Origin of the sequence: Zemynaea arenosa (assembly GCF_004614185.1) — a bacterium.
Taxonomy (GTDB): Bacteria; Pseudomonadota; Gammaproteobacteria; order Burkholderiales; family Burkholderiaceae_D; genus Telluria; species Telluria arenosa.
This window is the reverse complement of the sequence record NZ_SPVF01000205.1, coordinates 1-17,669: the sequence shown is the minus strand read 5'-3', so window position 1 is coordinate 17,669 and position 17,669 is coordinate 1. Positions and strand designations below refer to the sequence as shown.

Annotated in this window: 17 protein-coding genes; 9 read left to right on the top strand and 8 right to left on the bottom strand. The window is 67.5% G+C overall.

Features of this window, described 5'->3' with window-relative positions:
- Positions 1-617, top strand: a 617-nt coding sequence (locus E4L96_RS16030; RefSeq protein ID WP_135208220.1) for an SDR family NAD(P)-dependent oxidoreductase, incomplete at its 5' end; no start/stop codon positions are given.
- Positions 614-1,030 carry a nuclear transport factor 2 family protein gene (locus tag E4L96_RS16025; RefSeq protein ID WP_135208219.1) on the top strand — a complete coding sequence of 139 codons (417 nt, stop codon included), beginning with the start codon at positions 614-616 and terminating at the stop codon, positions 1,028-1,030. The genes E4L96_RS16030 and E4L96_RS16025, both read left to right, overlap by 4 nt.
- A 77-nt stretch (positions 1,031-1,107) precedes the next feature.
- On the opposite strand, the gene E4L96_RS16020 is transcribed toward E4L96_RS16025, so the two are convergent.
- Positions 1,108-1,665, bottom strand: coding sequence for a dihydrofolate reductase family protein (locus E4L96_RS16020; RefSeq protein ID WP_135208218.1), 558 nt, complete (start codon positions 1,663-1,665; stop codon positions 1,108-1,110).
- Positions 1,666-1,744: 79 nt separating this feature from the next.
- On the bottom strand, positions 1,745-2,974 hold the full coding sequence (locus E4L96_RS16015) for a hypothetical protein (protein ID WP_135208217.1): 1,230 nt from the start codon (positions 2,972-2,974) through the stop codon (positions 1,745-1,747).
- A 510-nt stretch (positions 2,975-3,484) separates the two neighbouring features.
- Here E4L96_RS16015 and E4L96_RS16010 point away from each other — a divergent pair.
- The 3 genes from E4L96_RS16010 (at position 3,485) to E4L96_RS16000 (ending at position 6,695) form a co-directional block, all read left to right on the top strand.
- Positions 3,485-4,465 (top strand): AraC family transcriptional regulator, encoded by a 981-nt coding sequence (locus E4L96_RS16010; RefSeq protein WP_135208216.1) that lies wholly within the window; start codon positions 3,485-3,487, stop codon positions 4,463-4,465.
- A 90-nt stretch (positions 4,466-4,555) separates the two neighbouring features.
- Positions 4,556-4,969, top strand: coding sequence for a BLUF domain-containing protein (locus E4L96_RS16005; protein ID WP_135208215.1), 414 nt, complete (start codon positions 4,556-4,558; stop codon positions 4,967-4,969).
- Between the two features lie 130 nt (positions 4,970-5,099).
- Complete coding sequence (locus E4L96_RS16000; protein ID WP_135208214.1) at positions 5,100-6,695, top strand: methyl-accepting chemotaxis protein; 1,596 nt, start codon at positions 5,100-5,102, stop codon at positions 6,693-6,695.
- A 100-nt stretch (positions 6,696-6,795) separates the two neighbouring features.
- On the opposite strand, the gene E4L96_RS23780 is transcribed toward E4L96_RS16000, so the two are convergent.
- The gene (locus E4L96_RS23780) at positions 6,796-7,020 is read right to left on the bottom strand and encodes a hypothetical protein (RefSeq protein WP_167758712.1); all 225 of its coding nucleotides are present in this window, start codon (positions 7,018-7,020) and stop codon (positions 6,796-6,798) included.
- 238 nt (positions 7,021-7,258) lie between these two features.
- On the opposite strand from E4L96_RS23780, the gene E4L96_RS15995 reads away from it, so the two are divergent.
- Complete coding sequence (locus E4L96_RS15995) at positions 7,259-10,111, top strand: response regulator (protein WP_167758711.1); 2,853 nt, start codon at positions 7,259-7,261, stop codon at positions 10,109-10,111.
- Here the strand turns inward: E4L96_RS15995 and E4L96_RS15990 are convergent, their stop codons facing one another.
- Positions 10,112-10,453: a DUF1905 domain-containing protein gene (locus tag E4L96_RS15990; RefSeq protein ID WP_135208212.1), complete on the bottom strand. Its 342-nt coding sequence runs from the start codon at positions 10,451-10,453 to the stop codon at positions 10,112-10,114.
- 60 nt (positions 10,454-10,513) lie between these two features.
- Entirely contained in the window at positions 10,514-13,042 is a 2,529-nt protein-coding gene (uvrA, locus tag E4L96_RS15985) for an excinuclease ABC subunit UvrA (protein WP_135208211.1), read from the bottom strand.
- Positions 13,043-13,179: 137 nt separating this feature from the next.
- Here uvrA and E4L96_RS15980 point away from each other — a divergent pair, with 137 nt between their 5' ends.
- Together E4L96_RS15980 and E4L96_RS15975 are read left to right on the top strand one after the other, a co-directional pair.
- On the top strand, positions 13,180-13,377 hold the full coding sequence (locus tag E4L96_RS15980) for a hypothetical protein (RefSeq protein WP_135208210.1): 198 nt from the start codon (positions 13,180-13,182) through the stop codon (positions 13,375-13,377).
- Positions 13,378-13,680: 303 nt separating this feature from the next.
- On the top strand, positions 13,681-14,166 hold the full coding sequence (locus E4L96_RS15975) for a hypothetical protein (protein ID WP_135208209.1): 486 nt from the start codon (positions 13,681-13,683) through the stop codon (positions 14,164-14,166).
- Positions 14,167-14,178: 12 nt separating this feature from the next.
- On the opposite strand, the gene kdoO is transcribed toward E4L96_RS15975, so the two are convergent.
- The 3 genes from kdoO to E4L96_RS15960 all read right to left on the bottom strand — a co-directional run bounded on the left by kdoO (position 14,179) and on the right by E4L96_RS15960 (position 16,738).
- Positions 14,179-15,042, bottom strand: a complete 864-nt coding sequence (gene kdoO, locus E4L96_RS15970) for a Kdo hydroxylase KdoO (RefSeq protein WP_135208208.1) — start codon at positions 15,040-15,042, stop codon at positions 14,179-14,181.
- Positions 15,043-15,106: 64 nt separating this feature from the next.
- A complete protein-coding gene (gene yiaA, locus E4L96_RS15965) occupies positions 15,107-15,541 on the bottom strand; it encodes an inner membrane protein YiaA (protein WP_135208207.1) in 435 nt (144 codons plus the stop codon).
- Between the two features lie 24 nt (positions 15,542-15,565).
- Positions 15,566-16,738, bottom strand: coding sequence for a hypothetical protein (locus tag E4L96_RS15960; protein ID WP_135208206.1), 1,173 nt, complete (start codon positions 16,736-16,738; stop codon positions 15,566-15,568).
- 241 nt (positions 16,739-16,979) lie between these two features.
- Here E4L96_RS15960 and E4L96_RS15955 point away from each other — a divergent pair, with 241 nt between their 5' ends.
- A complete protein-coding gene (locus E4L96_RS15955) occupies positions 16,980-17,465 on the top strand; it encodes a hypothetical protein (RefSeq protein ID WP_229414540.1) in 486 nt (161 codons plus the stop codon).
- Positions 17,466-17,669: the final 204 nt, after the last annotated feature.

Here is a 17,669-nt window from a genome sequence, read left to right as displayed (position 1 = left end):
CCACCCATCCGCACGCGCTGGCCCTGCCCTTCGACGTGCTCGATCACGGGGCCTGGGCGGCCCGCCATGCCGACCTGCAGCGCGCGTTCGGCGGGGTCGACCTGGTGGTGTTCTGCGCCGCCGACTACCATCCCGAGCGCAGCTGGGAGGTCACGCCGGAAGGCGCCGGGCGCACGCTGGCGGTGAACCTCGGCAGCGTCTACAGCGGCCTGGCCGCCATCCTGCCGGACATGCTGGCGCGCGGCAGCGGCGGTCTGGCCCTCGTGGCCAGCGTGGCCGGCTATGTCGGCCTGCCCAACGCCAGCGTGTACGGGCCGACCAAGGCCGCGCTGATCAACCTGGCCGAGCTGCTGTATGCGGACCTGCACCCGCGCGGCCTGAGCGTGTACCTGATCAACCCGGGCTTCGTGCGCACCCCGCTCACGGCGCGCAACCGCTTCGCCATGCCCGCGCTGCAGACCCCGCAGGAGGCTGCGCGCGCCATCCTGCGCGGGCTGGCCGCGGGCCGCTTCGAGATCCACTTCCCGAAACGCTTCACGCTGCTGCTCAAGCTCCTGCGCTGGCTGCCGCAGCGGCTGCGCTTTGCCATCACCTCCCACCTGGTGCCCGCCCCATGAACTCCCTCGCCGCCCTGCTGGACTGGTATGCCACGCTCACCCCGGCCAGCCTCGATCGGATCGCGCAGTTCTACGCGGCCGACGCGCATTTCCGCGACCCCTTTAACGATGTGCACGGCGTACCCGCCATCGCCACCGTGTTTCGCCACATGTTCGCGCACACGGAGGCGCCCCGCTTCGAAATTGCCGAGCGCATCGAGCAAGGGGAACAGGCCTTCGTCACCTGGACCTTCCACTTCGGCCTGCGCGGCCGCGCCTACGCCGTCGCCGGCGGCAGCCATCTGCGTTTCGGCGCGGACGGCCGGGTCATCATGCACCGCGACTACTGGGACGCGGCCGAGGAGCTGTGGCAGCAGCTGCCGGTGCTCGGACCACCGGTGCGCTGGCTGCGCAAGCGCTTTCGCGCGGCCTGACTCCGGGCCTCAGGCCAGGCCTGGATCAGCAACGCCCGCGCGCTGGAGCTGCGCGAAGCCGCACTGACCGGCGGCCGTCAGCGCGCGCGCCGGTAATGCACCGCGATCGCGCCATTGCGCAACGGCTGCGCGGAGATCAGTTCCAGTTTGCGAGTGCTGGGCAGCCCGTTCTCGTACAGGGTCGGCCCGTGGCCGGCGATGCGGGGGTGAACGAGAAACCTGTATTCGTCGATCAGGTCCAGCCCATCGAGCGCGGTGGCGAGCTTGCCGCTCCCGAGCAGCACGCCGTTTGGCGTCGCGTCCTTGAGCTTCTGAATGCCCGCGCGCAGGTCGCCGCCGATATGGTGGCTACGATGCCAGGGAAAATCCGTGCGCGTCGAAGACACCACGTACTTCGGCTTGGCCTCCAGCTTGACCGCCCATTCGCGCAGCGCGGGTGGCGCGTCCACGGCGCCACTGGCGACCGAGGGCCAGTACGCCTCCATCATCTCGTAGGTGACGCGGCCCCACAGCATCGCGCCATGTTCGTCCATGAGCTGGGTGAAGAAGGCATGGGTTTCGTCGTCCGCAATGCCTTCCTGGTGGTCGACGCAGCCGTCCAGCGTGACGTTGATGCTGAAGGTTAAAAGTCCCAAGCCGTCCTCCGTGCGAGAAGTGATGCGGCGGAGATCATAGCACCTTGTTCAGGCTGCAAAACTCACGGACCGTCACCGCCTACTCGACCGTGAATTCCCGCACCCATCCATCGGCCAGGATGGCGGCCGGGTTGGCATCGGCACTGTGCGTGCCTGGGCCATTGCTCAGTCCCGCCGCCAGCCAGTGCTGCCCGCGCGCAGCCAGCGAGGTGACCTGGGTCTGCCGCGGACCGGCCGGCACGGCCAGGCGGCTCTGCACGGTCCCGTCGGCATTCAGCACCGCCAGCACGGGCTGCGTCGACTCGGAAATGCTGGCCCCGGCCGTGTTCTGCTCGTATCCGCTGGCGCCCGCCACCAGCAGCCGCCCGTCGGCCAGCGGCGCGGCGTCGAGGATCACATCGCCGCGATCGATGTCGATGCTGCGGATGGGTCCGGTCTCGCGCTGGAACGGCCGCACCTGGGCAACGTAGCCATCCCAGCCGGAGGACGCGGCCGGATTGTTGCGGATCCGCCCGGCCAGCACCACCGTCTCGGCGCCGATCCAGCGGACCGCCGTCAGCTGGGACTCGCGGGCTGTGTCCAGCAGCGTCGTATGCAGGCGCGTGCCGTCTTTGTCGAGCACGGTGACGAGGGCGCCGAACCCCGACCCGCCCGGAACCGGCTCGGCGAAGTGACGGCCATGCGCGGTGCGCAAGCCGGTGTAATTCACGGGCGCCGCCACCACCACGCGGCCGCCAGCGTCCACATCCATGAAGACGCGCCAGGGATGCTGCAGATCGCCGAAGGGGTCGTGCGTGCCGGTCAGCCAGACGTTGGCGATCGGCGCGCCCGGCTCCACCACCGTGCGCCAGCGCGCGCGCAAGCCCGCCTCGCCCTGCGCCAGCCGGTACGCCACCACGGCATTGTGGCCATTGCGCAGCAGCAGTACGACCTCGTCGCCCTGGGCCGCAAGCCGCGCGGTGTCGAGCGTGGGATAAGGATGCATCGCGTCCGGATCGCCGAGACTGGCGGAATCCCCGTAGTACGGATCAGTGAGGTGGGCGGGGTCGTCCAGCACGTCCTGGCGCAGCACCCGTCCCGCGGCATCGAGGCGCACGAGCGCCACGTTCTTGTCCCCCACCAGCACGAGGCTGAGCTCGCCGGACGGGTGGACATCGAAGTCGATCAGGCACCACTCCGGCGCAGGCTGGTAGCGCGCCCCGTTCGCCAGCAGCAGGCTGCGCCGCGGCGCGTTGTGGCCGTCCCGAATGGGCTGCAGGGTTTCCTCCAGCGCCGCCCAGGCCGCACCGGTGGTGCGCACCTTGAGCATCGCGCGATCTTGTACAGTCTGGTTGATCGCTGCATTCTGCTGACCAGTCCCGCCAGCGGTAACAGCCGGGCCGCCGCCAGCGCCCCCGCCGCAGGCCGCAAGCAACAGCGCGGCCCCGGCCGACCCGAGCCGGCAGACGCCCGCAGCCTTCGCCCTCCGCCACCACGACGAGCCCGTCGCCCGATGTCTCAGCGCCTGCCTGGGGACGTACCCCGCGCTCAGGTTTCTATCCTTGAACGCCTTCTCGGGGACGTACCCCGTGCGCGAGATTCTGGTCTTGATGCCCATAGCCTGGAAATTCATGGGAGAGGTCACCGGAGCCCGCCCTGACCGCGCACGGCGTGATCAGCTGCCGGGCTTCCGATGCCGCGTATTGTCAGTGGGGGCCGCCGCCCCGGACATGTCAGCCCGCGCAATTTTTATGTTCGAGCGTTCAGTTTCGAAGCGAACCCGCGCGGCACACGATGAGCTCGCGTACACTGCCCCCCATCCTCACTCGCCCCCGTGCCCATGACGACGGACGTTCTCGCCGACATCTTCCAGAGCATCCAGATCTCCACGCTGACGCACTTCGTCATGGAGATGCCCGAGCGCTGGGGCGTCGCCGTCGCCAGCCGCCATCGCGCCCTGTTCATCCTGGTCAGCGGCGCACCCTGCCTGCTGCGCCGCCCGGGCGGCACCGACCTGGTGCTGAACGATGGCGACATGGTGATCCTGCCGCGCGCCGGCGAATCGCACTGGCGCTCGCATGCGGACGCCGAACTCGTCACGTTCGAAGAAGCGGTGCGCCGCGCCCAGCTCTCGGGCCAGCACATCGCGCACGTCAACAGCCGGCGCGCAGGTGCGACGGTGCTGACCGGCGCCGCCTTCTGGACCGAGGACGTGATCGTGCACCCGGTCCTGGCCGCACTGCCAGATACCGTGCACCTGAAGCGCGACCTGCCCGGCATGCAGCGCTGGATCGCGCCCAGCCTGGCGCTGATGCAGGACGAAATCCAGGCCCACCAGGCCGGGTCCAGTGCGGTGCTCCGGCACCTGTCCAACATGCTGCTGGTGCAAGCCATCCGCGTGTTCATCGCCTCCTGGCCGGCCGATGCGCCGGTCTGGCTGCGCGGCATGGCCGACGCGCGCCTGGCCCCGGCCGTTGAACTGATGCACGCGAGCCCGGAACGCGAGTGGACCCTGGACGTGCTGGCCAAGGAGGCGGGCCTGAGCCGGACCGCCTTCGCGGTGCGTTTCAAGAGCGTGACCGGCGAGTCCCCCGTGCAGTACCTGACGCGCTGGCGCATGTACGTGGCCGCGCGCGAGCTGCGGCACAGCACCCGTTCGATGGAAGCGATCAGCGAGCTGGTGGGCTATGAAAGCGCAGCCGCCTTCCAGAAGGCGTTCAAGCGCGTGATGCGCATCGCGCCCGGCGAATACCGCCGGCTGTCGCCCGCCGCGCGCGCGGCATCCTCGTCCGGCCCGCCGCCCGCGCGACCAGCACGCTGAGCACGATTGCGCGACACATAATTTCCATGCGGAAATTTCTGGTACACTCCGTTTTGTCCTGGACAAACCAGAAACCACCCAAGGAAACCCATGTCGATCAATCAACTCGTCTACATCAGCCAAGCCGTCCGGAAAATGTCGCTGGAGGATCTCAACGCCATCCAGCGTGTCGCCAAAGCCAATAACGAGCCGATCGACGTGACCGGCAGCCTGTTCTACAACGGCGGCTGGTTCCTGCAGGTGCTGGAAGGCCCCGCCGCCACGCTCGACCAGTTGTACCGGAAGATCGAAGGGGACCCGCGTCACAAGAATTCGCGCGTGCTGTACAACGAGCCGGCCGCCTTCCGGACCTTTGGCCGCTGGAGCATGAACATGACCAACCTGGACAACCGCCAGGCGGACAAGTATGACCAGCTGGTCGAGGTGATCGACGCCGCCCGCACCAACCGCAAAGTGGGCGCTGCGACCCCGGCAGTGGCCCTGCTCCGCTTGTTCAACAGCTGAAAACAGCTGGCGCCGTCCCCGCTGGCTCGCGGCGACGGCCCGGCATGGCCATGCGGCAGGTTCCGTCACACTGCCGTCAAACATTCCCGGCACAGTAGCGATATTTCATTTCGGAAATTTTCGCCCGCCGATGACCCCCACCTCTTCCCACTCCATTGCCCCGCGCGTGCTGCGCTCCTTTCTCGGAATCTTCGTCATTCTCATGGTGCCGTGCGGCCTGGCTGCCTGGAACCTGCGCGCGGCCAGCGCGGCGCATGACGCATTGCTGCACGGCCCGCTTGCCAGGCAGCAGCTGGCCGCCGAATGGCTGGGCGCCGCCCGGCTGAACAGCGCACGGACCTGGGCGCTCGCCAAGAGCGACAGCCTGGAAGCCGGTGACTATTTCCAGCAGCAGCTGGACGAGGGGGACCGCCAGCGTGCCATCCTGCACGCCCGCCTGCGCCAGCTCCCGGCCGCCCCCGCCGAGCAAGACCCGGTGGTCACCGCCCTGCGCGCCGAGGAAGCTTTCCTCCGCCTGCGCCGGCAGTTGACCGCGTTGAAGGACAGCGGCCGCACACAGGACGTCGAGCGCCTGGCGGCCGGCCCGCTGAGCGCCGCGATGCAGCATTACGTAAGCAGCCTGGACCGCCTCGTACGTCAGCACAGCACGCAAGCCGAACGCATGAGTGCGGAGCTCACCGCGCAGTCCCGGCAGGCGTTCGCCTTGGTGGCCGCGTGCGCCGCCAGCGCGCTCGCCGCCGCCGTCTTCCTCGCTTGGCGCCTCGCCCGCAGCATTATTGCGCCGCTGCAGGATGCCGTCACCCTGGCCCGGCACGTTGCTGAGGGACAGCTGGACCGTGACGACGCCCTCTCCCCCGGCCGCGACGAAATCGGCCAGCTCTTTACCGCCCTGCAGCACATGACCGCCCGCCTTGCCGCCGTGGTCACGCAGGTGCGCGACAGCGCCCACCGGGTGGACGATGCCGCCCGCGAGATGAATCAGGGGAACGCCGAGCTCGCCCATCGCACGGCGCAGCAGGCCGTGGCCGTCGAGCGGACCGTCACCGCGATGTCCGAGCTGGCCGCCACCGTGCGCCAGAATCACCAGAACGCGCGCCTCGCCAGCGACGTGGCGACCGCGTCGTCCGATGTCGCCCGCCAGGGCGGCGCAGCCGTGCACGAACTGGTGACGGGCATGGACACGCTGGAGCACGCCGCCCGCCGCATCGTGGACATCATCGCCGTCATCGACAGCCTCGCGTTCCAGACCAACCTGCTGGCCCTGAACGCGGCAGTGGAAGCGGCCCGCGCCGGCGAGCATGGCCGGGGCTTTGCCGTGGTGGCGGGTGAAGTGCGGCGGCTGGCCCAGCGTTCAGCCGCGGCGGCGGGCGAAATCAAGGTGCTCATCCACGACGCCACCGGCCGCATCGGCATCAGCACCCGCCAGGCCCACGCGGCCGGCGAGACGATGCAGGAGGTAGTCGCCAGCGTCGCCCGCCTGACCGCCGTGCTGCGCGACATCGCCACCGCCAGTGCGGAACAGGACGCCAGCGTGCAGGCCATCGAACAGGCGGTCGGCGCCATTGACGACGTGACGCAGCGGAACGCGCACCTGGTGCAGCAGGCATCCGCCGCGGCCCGCAGCGTGCATGCGGAAGCGACCGGACTCACCGGGACCATGAAATATTTTTCCGTGCCAGCGGCACGCCTCTCAGCGTCGCCGCAGCGGGCTCTGGTGGCCGCCTGACACCGCGCGCTTCTCCAGGCAAGCGCACGGCGGGCGCCGGCGGCCGTGAGCGCACCGCTACCGGGGCGGCTCGTTGCCCCCAGCGGGGAAAACTGCCGCGCTAGACGCGGCGGTCGGTGCTCTGCCGCGCCGTCTGCCGCAGCTGGGTGGGGAAGCGCCGCACGAAGTCGTCGGCGACACGCGGGTGCACTCCGCTCAGCAGCAGATACGAGCGGGCGGCACGGTGGTCGAAGGCGCGGGCCGTCAGGACTGCCATCTCGATGCGTTCGGCAGTGGCCCGGTCATCCCGGCGGTTGTCCTGCTTGCGACGTTCTCGTGTTTCCATAACTCACCTTCCTGGCCTCCATGATCGCAGCTCCGCCCCGCCGGTTCCGTTCGACCGCGCACAGTTCGGCGCCGACGGAATCTCATGCCCAGCTGCATCCAACCGTGCCGGCGATGACGACAAAAGTGATACACTGCAAAACCTTCCGCAATCTCCCTCCTTCCGCCGCATGAACAACGCTGAGTGCTCCGCACTGGCCGGCCCCACCGCACGACTCGTAGCGCAGCATGACTGGTCGATGACCGCGCTCGGCCCGCGCGCCGGCTGGTCTGCGCGCCTGCAAGCGCTAGCGGACGTGGTGGTCCGCTCGCCCGTGCCAAGCGCCCTGCTGTGGGGCCCGGAAGGCATCTTGCTGTACAACGATGGCTATGCTGTCATCTGCGGCCGCAAGCACCCGGCTGCGCTGGGCCAGTCCGCGCTGGACGTGTGGCCCGAGGCGCGCGCCTTCAACGCCGGCGTGATCGCGGCCGGCCAGGCGGGCCAAACCCAGGTCTTCGAAGGGGCGCGCTTCATGCTGGAGCGCGACGGTGAACTGCGTGAATCCTGGTTCGACCTGTACTACGCGCCCGTGGTGGACGACGCTGGCAACGTGGAAGGCGTACTCGCCACGGTGATCGAAACCACGGACCAGGTCCACGCCGCGCAAGAGCGCGAGCGCCAGGCGACGGAGCTGCGCCGCCTGAACGTGGAACTGGATGGCCAGCGCGCGCGGCTCGAAGCAGCCAACCAGCAGCTGGCCGGGAACATGGCGTTCCTGAATGAGCTGTTCCAGCGCTCGCCCAGCTTCATGGCCGTGCTGCTGGGCCCCGAGCATCGCTTCGAACTGACCAACGCCAGCTACGATGCGCTGATCCAGAACCGTGCCGTGCATGGCCTGCCCCTGCGGGAGGCGCTGCCCGAAGTGGCCGCGCAAGGCTTCATCGCCCTCCTCGATTCCGTGTACGAGACCGGTGTGGCCTACCACGGCGAAAACCTGCAGGTGATGCTGGACCGCGGCGACGGCACGGTGGAGCGCAGGATCCTGGACTTCATCTACCAGCCGCTCAAGGACGACGCGGGCCAGACCTACGGCGTGTTCGTGGAGGGCATCGACGTCACCGCGCACGCGCTGGCCGAGGAGCGCCTGCGCGTGGCGCAGGAGGCGGGTGAAGTCGGCACCTTCGAGTGGTACCCGGACAGTGCGCAGCTGGTGGTCTCGGACAGCTATCGCCGCCTGTGGGGCATTCCCCCGGACACGCCCGTGACCCAGGATCTTCTGGTCGGGATGGTGGAACCTGCCTGGCGCGGCGTCTCCGGCGTGGCGCGCCTGGGCCAGATGAGCAATCCGCTCGAATACGTGGAGTACCCGGTCACGCACGGCGTCACCGGGGAGCGGCGCTGGATCGCGCGCCAGGGCCAGCTCGTGCCGCAGGGCCCGGACCAGGAACCGCGCTACCTCGGCGTGATCTACGATGTCACCGACCGCAAGGCCGCCGAGCAGGCGCTGCGCGATTTGAACGAGTCGCTGGAACGCCGCGTGAGCAGCGAGGTGGCCGAACGCATGAAGGCGGAAGACGCGCTGCGCCACGCGCAGAAGATGGAAGCGGTGGGCCAGCTGGCCAGCGGCGTGGCGCATGACTTCAACAACGTCCTGCAGATCATCTCCAGCAACCTGCAGCTGATGGACCTGGAGCTGGGCGCTTCGCCGCAGCTGCGCGCGCGGCTCGGGCACGCGATTGCGGCGGTGGAGCGCGGGTCCAAGCTCTCGTTCCAGCTGCTGGCGTTCGCGCGCCACCAGCCCTTGCAGCCGGTGGTCACGGATCTCACGCGCCTGCTGCGGGACATGGTGCCGCTGCTGCAGCGCGCGCTGGGCGACGGCATCGCGCTGCACGTCGATGCGCCGCTGGATTTGTGGGGCACGTCGGTGGACCGCTACCAGCTGGAGAACGCGGTCCTCAACCTGGCCATCAACGCGCGCGATGCGATGCAGGGCAGCGGGCGGCTGGACCTCGTGCTGTGCAATGACCCCAGTGGTCCGCACGGCGGCCAGGTGTGCCTGACCGTGTCGGACACCGGCTGCGGCATGCCGCCGGAGGTGGCGGCCAAGGTATTCGAGCCGTTCTACACGACCAAGGAACCGGGCAAGGGCACCGGCCTGGGCCTGAGCATGGTGTATGGCTTCGTGCGGCAAAGCGGCGGCGAGATCCATGTCGACAGCGCGCCCGGCCAGGGCACGCGCATCCGTATCGCCTTGCCGCGCGCGGATGGCGTGCACGCGGCGGCGGCGCCGGAGCCGCGCGTGGCGCCCTTGCGCGGGGATGAGACCATCCTGCTGGTGGAGGACGACCCGGCCGTGCGCAGCGCCGCGTCCGACCTGCTGGTGGGCCTGGGCTACCGCGTGCTCACCGCGAACAACGGCGAACAGGCGCTGGACGTGCTGCGCGGCGCGGGCCGCGTCGACCTGCTGTTCACGGACGTCTCCATGCCGGGCCGCGTGGACAGCGCGGAGCTGGTGTGCCGCACCCGCGCCAGCCTGCCCGACACCGCCATCCTGCTCACCTCCGGCCACGCGCTGGACCGCAGCCTGCTCGATCCGCGCATGCCGGCCTCGATCGAGCTCCTCCCCAAGCCCTACAGCCTCGCGCAGCTGGCGGCCACCGTGCGGCAGCAGCTGGATGCGCCGCGCAGTCCCGCCGCTGGCGTGGCGGGCGCTTTCGATGCCACGCCGGAGGCGGCAGCGCGCCTGCACTTCCTGGTCGTGGAAGACGATCGGGATGCGTGCGAACTGGCGTGCGAGATCCTGGCCGCGCTGGGCTGCCGCGCGACCGGCGTCGCCTCGGCCGAGGAAGCGCTGGAGCTGCTGCAGCGCTCCGCGTTCGACGTGCTGCTCACGGACTTCAACCTGGCTGGCATGCGCGGCGACCAGCTGGCGGTGCGCGCCAGCACGCTGCAGCCGCAGCTCGCCGTGATCGTGTCGTCGGGTGAAGGCACAGTGCCGGTGGCTCTGCCGCATGGTGCGGCGCTGCAGCTGCCCAAGCCATATGACCTGATGCAGCTGCAAGGGCACATCGACACGCTGCAGCAGGCGCGCGCGCTGGCCGCCGCTCACTGATCAAAGGAAGACGTCCAGGCGGACGTCCACCTGCTCGCCCACGTGCAGGTGCTCGGCGCTGCGGATGTCTTCTTTCACCGGCAGCAGATAGGAACCGGTCTTCTTGTCGGGGAAGATCGAGGTCTGCCAAGTCGATCCGCCGATGGTGACGGACACCCGCACGCTGCCCCACCCGCGCCGGTTCATGGCCGTGCGCGCCCGGATCTCTTCGCCCACTTCCACCGGCAGCGTCACGAAATGCCAGGCGCCCTTGCCCTGGTAGAGCCACATCTCGGCGCTGAACGGGAACGGCCCGACGGTAGCGGGCGGATGGCCCGGCACAGGCTTAACGGATGGCGGCATGGGGTCCTCTGGAGTGAAGAGGCGACCATCATAGCGCCTCTGCATGCACCGCGGCAGGCCTCAGCGCGCGGAGTCGCGGCCGCCTTGCAGGAAGCGGCGCAGGTAAGGGGCGGTGCGGCTCTCCTTGGACCGCGCCACGTCAGCGGGCGGCCCGCTGGCGACGATGCGGCCGCCCTCCTCGCCCGCGCCGGGTCCGATGTCGATCACCCAGTCGCTGGCCGCCACCACGCGCATGTCGTGTTCCACCACCACCACCGTGTTCCCCGCCTCCACCAGCTGCTGCAGCTGGCGGATCAAGCGCTCGGTGTCGGCCGGATGCAGACCGGTGGTCGGCTCGTCCAGCACATACAGCATGTTCCCGCGCGCCGCGCGCTGCAGCTCTGTCGCCAGCTTGATGCGCTGCGCCTCGCCGCCAGACAGCTCCGTCGCGGGCTGGCCCAGGCGCAGATAGCCGAGGCCCACATCGCGCAGCACCTCCAGCGGGCGGCACACGGTCGGCTCATCGCTAAAGAACTCATGTGCCGCATCGACCGTCATGCCCAGCACCTCGGCGATGTTGCGGTCTTTATACGTCACCTCCAGTGTCTTGGCGTTGTAGCGCGCGCCGTGGCAGGTCGGGCACGGCGCGTAGACGCTGGGCAGGAACAGCAGCTCCACCATCACGAAGCCTTCGCCCTCGCAATGCTCGCAGCGGCCCTTGGCCACGTTGAACGAGAACCGGCCCGCATCGTACTTGCGCGCCTTGGCTTGTTTGGTGGCGGCGAACAGCTTGCGCACGCTGTCGAACAAGCCGGTGTAGGTGGCGAGGTTGGAGCGCGGTGTGCGGCCGATCGGCTTCTGGTCCACGCGTACCAGGCGGCGGATGCGCTCCAGGCCTTGCGTGATGCGCCCTTCCAGCGGGCGCTCGGCGGGCTTGTCCAGATCGTCCGCTTCTTCCGTTTCGGCTTCGGCTCCGCCCTGCCCCAGCGCTGCGCCGACCAGTTCCACCAGTACCTGGCTCACGAGGCTCGATTTGCCGGAGCCGGAGACACCGGTCACGCTGGTGAACACGCCCAGCGGGAATGCCGCGTCCAGCCGGTCCAGATTGTTGCGGGTGACGCCTTTGAGCTTCAGCCAGCCGGTGGGCTCGCGCGGCGTGCGTGGCTCCGGTGGCGTATCGACGAACAGGTAGCGGCGGGTCTGCGAGTCCTTGGCCTTCTTCAGGCCCTCGGGCGCGCCGCTGTACAGCACCTGGCCGCCGCCCTCGCCCGCGGCCGGGCCCACGTCCACGATCCAGTCGGCATGGCGGATCACGTCCAGCGAGTGCTCGACCACGAACAGGGAATTGCCCGCGGCCTTCAGCTGCGCCAGGGCGGTGAGCAGCGCCTCGGTATCCGCCGGGTGCAGGCCTGCGGACGGTTCATCGAGCACGTAGACCACGCCGAACAGATTCGAGCGCACCTGCGTCGCGAGGCGCAGGCGCTGCAGCTCGCCGGGCGACAGCGTCGGCGTGCTGCGCTCCAGCGCCAGATAGCCGAGCCCCAGCGCCAGCAGCACCTGCAGGCGCGAACACAGGTCCTGCGCGATGCGCTGCGTGACGATGGCCTTCTCCGGGTGGTCTTCGTTGACCTGCAGCGTGGCGTAAGGCTTCATCACTTCCGCCAGGCGCTTGAGGGGCAGCGCGGAGAGGTCGGCGATATCGTAGCCCGCAAATGTGATTGACAGCGATTCCGGGCGCAGGCGCTTGCCGCGGCACAGCGGACATTCGGTGGAGACCATGTAGCGCGCCACGCGCTTTTTCATCGCCGCGCTTTCGGTGTTGGCGAAAGTTTGCAGCACGTAGCGGCGCGCGCCGGTGAAGGTGCCCATGTAGCTGGGCGTTTCCTTGCGCTTGAGGGCGGCCTTCACCTCGGCGAGGTCGAAGCCTGCGTACACGGGAACGGTCGGGGTCTCTTCGGTGAACAGGATCCAGTCGCGCGTTTTCTTGGGCAGCTCGCGCCACGGGACGTCGACGTCGTGGCCGAGGGTGGTGAGGATGTCGCGCAGGTTCTGGCCGTGCCAGGCGGGCGGCCAGGCGGCGACGGCGCGCTCGCGGATGGTCAGCGTATCGTCGGGCACCATGGACTGCTCGGTCACTTCGTACACGCGGCCGAGACCCGAGCAGGTGGGGCACGCGCCTTCCGGCGTGTTGGCGGAGAAGGATTCGGCGTACAGCAGCTCCTGGCCCTTCGGATAGTCGCCGGCGCGCGAGTACAGCATGCGCAGGGAGTTGGACAGGGTGCTCACGCTGCCTACGGACGACCGGGTGGTCGGCGTGCCGCGCTGCTGCTGCAGGGCCACGGCGGGCGGCAGGCCGTCGACTTCATCGACTTCCGGCACGGGCATCTGGTGGAACAGGCGGCGCGCGTAGGGAGACACGGATTCGAGGTAGCGGCGCTGGGCTTCGGCGTACAAGGTGCCAAAGGCGAGCGAGGACTTGCCGGAGCCGGACACGCCGGTGAACACGACCAGCGCATTGCGCGGAATGTCGAGGTCCACGTCCTTCAGATTGTGTTCGCGCGCGCCCCGCACGCGCACGTAGCCGCCGTCGGCCCGGTCGCTGTCCCGCATGTTGCCTCCTGCGCTCTATTTAAGCGCGGGACCGGCCGCGCTGACGGTGCGGCACTTCACGCTGGCGGAGCTCGGCGCGCGCTCTGTGTGTCCACGCAAAAGTGCAAACCTCGCACAGCTGTGGCATAGTGAAGACTATGAAAGCCCTCAAAAGCAAACTGGCCGCAAAACTGCTCTCCGACTCGACCGGGCGCGAGCAATTGCGTAAGGCTCTCATGCACCAGCGTGGACCAAACTCGCTGACCAGTGACGGCGCTTTGCTCACCTTGAACAGCGATAGCGGGCAACTGCGTGTCACTGCGAAGTTGGTATCGAAGGCCGCAAAGGCCGGCTGATCTCAGCGATGAACTTCGCCCTCCCGGGCGCTCGTTCTCTTCATTCTTCTCCTTCCTGGTTTCCTGTTTCGAAGCGGTTTAAAACGCGTCGAGCGCGAAGTCCTTGATTTTTCCCCATTCGGACGGGTGGTTGCGGAAGCCGTTCTCTGGGCGATATTCGTTCATGCAGCTTGGCTTTGGTTGGCTTGGGCTTGTTTTAGCCGTGTATTGGAACCGGGCACGTTGCTAGGGCTCCTGTCATCTGTGCCACCGACTCAAACTGCCGCACTCAGCGCTCTTGGCGAACAATTCGGGTGGGTTGCTGTGTACGTCGCCTCCCTGCTGTTCTCATGCCAGCTGATCCCGGCGGGGATTCGTAAGGCCATCTCAGCCTGGAGGCTTGATCGTCACGATGCTCCGTTTGGAACCTTGTTCCGCTTTCATCACGCGCCCTGGTATTACCTGCTGACTGGTGCAGACTTCAAAGCGGGCGAGAAGCCGGACATGGTTAGGGTGTCGGCAATCGTCGAAGTCGGTAAGGAACCGATCTTGTATGTGGGCGGTCTCGATGACTTCTTTTTTGCGGCAGATGGGCAGCTCGACCGGATCGTCCTGCAGCAGGTTGTCCGCCGCCCACTCAGTTCTGATAAGCCAGCAGCAGTGTCGCACTGTGGGAACGCGGAAGAAGCAGAATCAGGTCGCTTCTATCCCATCGATGGTGACTATCTGGTCATCCGCTACAGCGACGTAAAAACGCTGAATGTCCAGTTCATCAAACTCACGTCGTCACCGATGACGACCGAAGCTTAGCCAGGTAGCGCCTCAAACCAACGCGTGTCCCTTCATCCGCGACAGGATCGCCAGCGGGCTGGCGGCGACGTCGTACTGGTATTGCGGGTCCAGCGTCATGGTGTGTTCCAGCATGAATTGGCCAGACATGGCCGCGTGCGGGGTCTGGTCGGAGAAGCAGATCCACGCGGAACCGGGCGGGAACTCGACCCGCTCCTGCGGGGCGTTGGCCTGGAACTCGGCATCAGCCTTCATCGCGTCGTGCAGCTGCAGCATGGTGTGGTCGTACTCGCTGCGGAACGACTTGGTCACGTGCAGCAGCTCCAGCGCCTTGGCCTGCCAGCGCGAGTACGGTTTCAGGCGCGGCATGAAGCGCTCGGCAATCACCGGGAACGGCTCCCCCACCCGCCACACGCGCGGCACGCCGGACGGATTCACGTTGACGAACACGCGCAGCAGGCGCTGGCCGTAATTCGGGCGCGACGGAAACGCATCCACGTGCATGCGCTTGTCGTCGGCGCGCCAGGACTGCGCGCGTGTCTCGACTTCATTAGGCCGGTAGCTGGTGGCGCCGCGTACCAGGTGCTCGCTGTAGCGCGGGACGATGGCGGCAATGGTGCGCTCGGCTTCATCACGAAAGCGCGCGATCATCGCGGCCACGGCCTGCTGGGTCGCTTCGTCCCCGGCCACGCCGGCAATGCCGTCCTTCGCGTTCAAGCTGATGTTGCGCTTCTTGGGATCGCGGATATCGGGGCGCAGGAAGGCTCGTTCGGCGTCCGTCAGCTGGAACGAAAAGCGTGGCACGTACAGCACCTTGCCCGCCTCCAGCGCGGCAATCCATTCGCTACGGTGCTGCTCGACCGCGGCCGGGTCGATCGTGACGATCATCTCTTCCATCGGGGACCTCTTCCATTGAAGCCCCCGATTTTATCAGCCTCCCGCGCGGCCAGCCGCCGCCCGCTCACACCTCGGCGGCCTGCGAGCCGCCCGGCACGCCCGGCAGCGCGGCGATATCGCGCACGTTCTTCTGCACCGCCACCGCGGCGAACAGGCTCAGCACGAACGACATCGCATAGAACCCCTTCTCGCTGCGCGCCAGAGTGGCGTTCCACAGGCCGATGGTCATCAGCAGCACCGCCGAAATCAGCGCCACCCCGCACAATCCGTAATACAGGCTGGTCACCCGCCCGCCCTCGATCCGGTCACGCACCGTCTTCTGCAGCGACACGGCCGCGAACAGCCCATACAGCAGCAGCGTGAAGTAATAGCCCTTCTCGTTCAGCTGCATGTCCGCATTCCACAGCCCGATCAGATACGTCATCACCCCCGCCAGCAGCGCCAGCCACGACGCGCCCACGAAGGGCGTCGATGGTCCCTGTCCTTTGTGCATGTCCATGTTGAGTCCTTTGCCGTTGAAAAATCAGTTCACCCACAACAGGTACTTCAGAAAGTCCATTCCGCTGGCGCGCCCCGAGTCCATGCGTGACGAGTACTCGCGGATGAGGGGCATCAGCCCGGAGGCCGGGTGCTCCGGGCCGACCGGATCGCACCAGCCCAGCGCCGGCACCTGCTGCTCGATGTGGGTCAGGCTGGGGGCCGGTTGCGCATAAATCTTGCTCACATTGAGCCCGGTCCCGTCGGGACACACCCTGGCGAGAGAGCCCCACAGTCCGCGCGCCTCAGAGTCTCCCGGCAGCACGGCCGCGCCCTCGAACAGCCGGGTGATCTCGGGCAGGACCGCGTGCCAGATGGCATAGTCTTCTTCGTCCAGCGCCAGCGGAAAGACGCTCTGGCGCTGGTGCGGATTCGGAATCCATTCATCCTGGTCGTCGGATTCTGCCAGCGCCAGCTCACGTACCAGGTTCGAGGTCTTCAGGCCGGACAGAAGCAGCTGGCGGGCTCGCAGCAGCGCGGCAGGATCGATCAAGACGATGTCCCATTCATGTCCACTCGTCCGCATGGTGTACGCCAGGACGGTTTCGACCAGGGACTCCACGAATTGGTGGTAGCTCAGCGCCCAGGCGATGTCGGTCCGGTCCACCCGGATACGGGCAGACAGATCGTAGTGCGCCTGGTAGTAGTCGCTATCGTCAGAGGGCGGCCGCAAGCTCATCGGCGCCTCGCTGCGCCGCGCCGGGATAGCAAAGAAATGCTTTTCCCAGACCTCGATAGTGCCGTTGCTGTCCAGGTCGACCTGCCATTGGGCTGGCACCAGGACCAGTCCTTCGTCCCGATCGAGCAGGATCGCCCCCAGCATCTGACGGGCTATGCCCAATTGGGTGCGCAGGTGGTTCAACTCGGCACGCACATGGGCAGTCACCTGAACCGGCGCCATCCGCTGGCCATAGTTCACTTCCCGCGCTTTCCGCAGGAACGTGGCGACGTGCTGGATCAAGGCGACATCCCGGCAGATCACGGCCGCCTGCCGCTGCGCGTTCCCAGTGGGTAAGCGCAAGCGCAAGGCGGCGCAGGTGCGCTCAAAGCCCTGGGTGGTCGTGAGGTCGGGCGGCGGCAAGGGGGCGATGCCCTGGCTGCCAGGCGTGGCAATGGCGGCGGCCACAACGAGAGCTACTGCGGCGAGCGAGTATTTCATGTTCCCCTCGGTAACAGAAGAGGGGCCACGATAGCTCTGCATCAAGTGCCCAATTTGAGGTGAAACAAAACCTGAGTCCCGGGTAGCGCGGAACCGACGAAATCGCTCACCCAAGCGGACTGTGGCGATTTGACATCAACACAAGTCGGAAAGTTGTAACTTTTGTTTAGCGTGCGGATGAGCAGGCGTAGGATCGGCTGCGCGGTAACCCTTATAACTTTGATACGTAGGAGAACGGAAAGTGAACAAAAAATTGCTTGCTCTGCTTCTGCTGTCCCATGCGCTGGTTGCCTCGGCGTCCGAACAATCGATCTGCAACCAGACCGACAAGGGCTACTTCCTGTCGGGTACCATCACCACCTCGGCCAAATTCCAGTCGGCCAGCCAGACCATCCAGGGCGTCCAGATTTCCCACACCATCCTGTACATGCACAACGATGTCGATGGCCGCAACTACCAGGTCGCGCTGGACAATGTTTTTGCGACCGACTACGTGAAGAATTCGACCTCGATGCCGCCCTCGCTGGCGGCCTTGAAAGCGGGCGGCCGGATCGAGGTCTGCGGCGCCAAGTACTCGGACGGCACCGGCGTGCACTGGGCCCACACCAACTGTGGCGACGTGCCCACCACCTCCGCTCCCAACGGCTTCGTCAAGAAGATCTCGTCCACCGGCACGATAGGCTCCAACCTGGAACGCAGCCAGGCATACTGCTATCTGTGGAACTGAGACCGTAACCCGCAGTCTTACGTGGCGCTCCCGGCGGGCGCCACGCTTCCCGATTGGATGAGCCCATGACGCTGTCGCGCACGACTTTGCTGGCGATCCTGGCCCTGGCGGGCGGGGTGGTCGCGGCGTTCGCGCTGAGCCGGCCGCCAGTGCAGCCGGTGCCGCCGCTGGCGGTGGCTGAGGCCAAGCCAGCCGCGTCCGGGT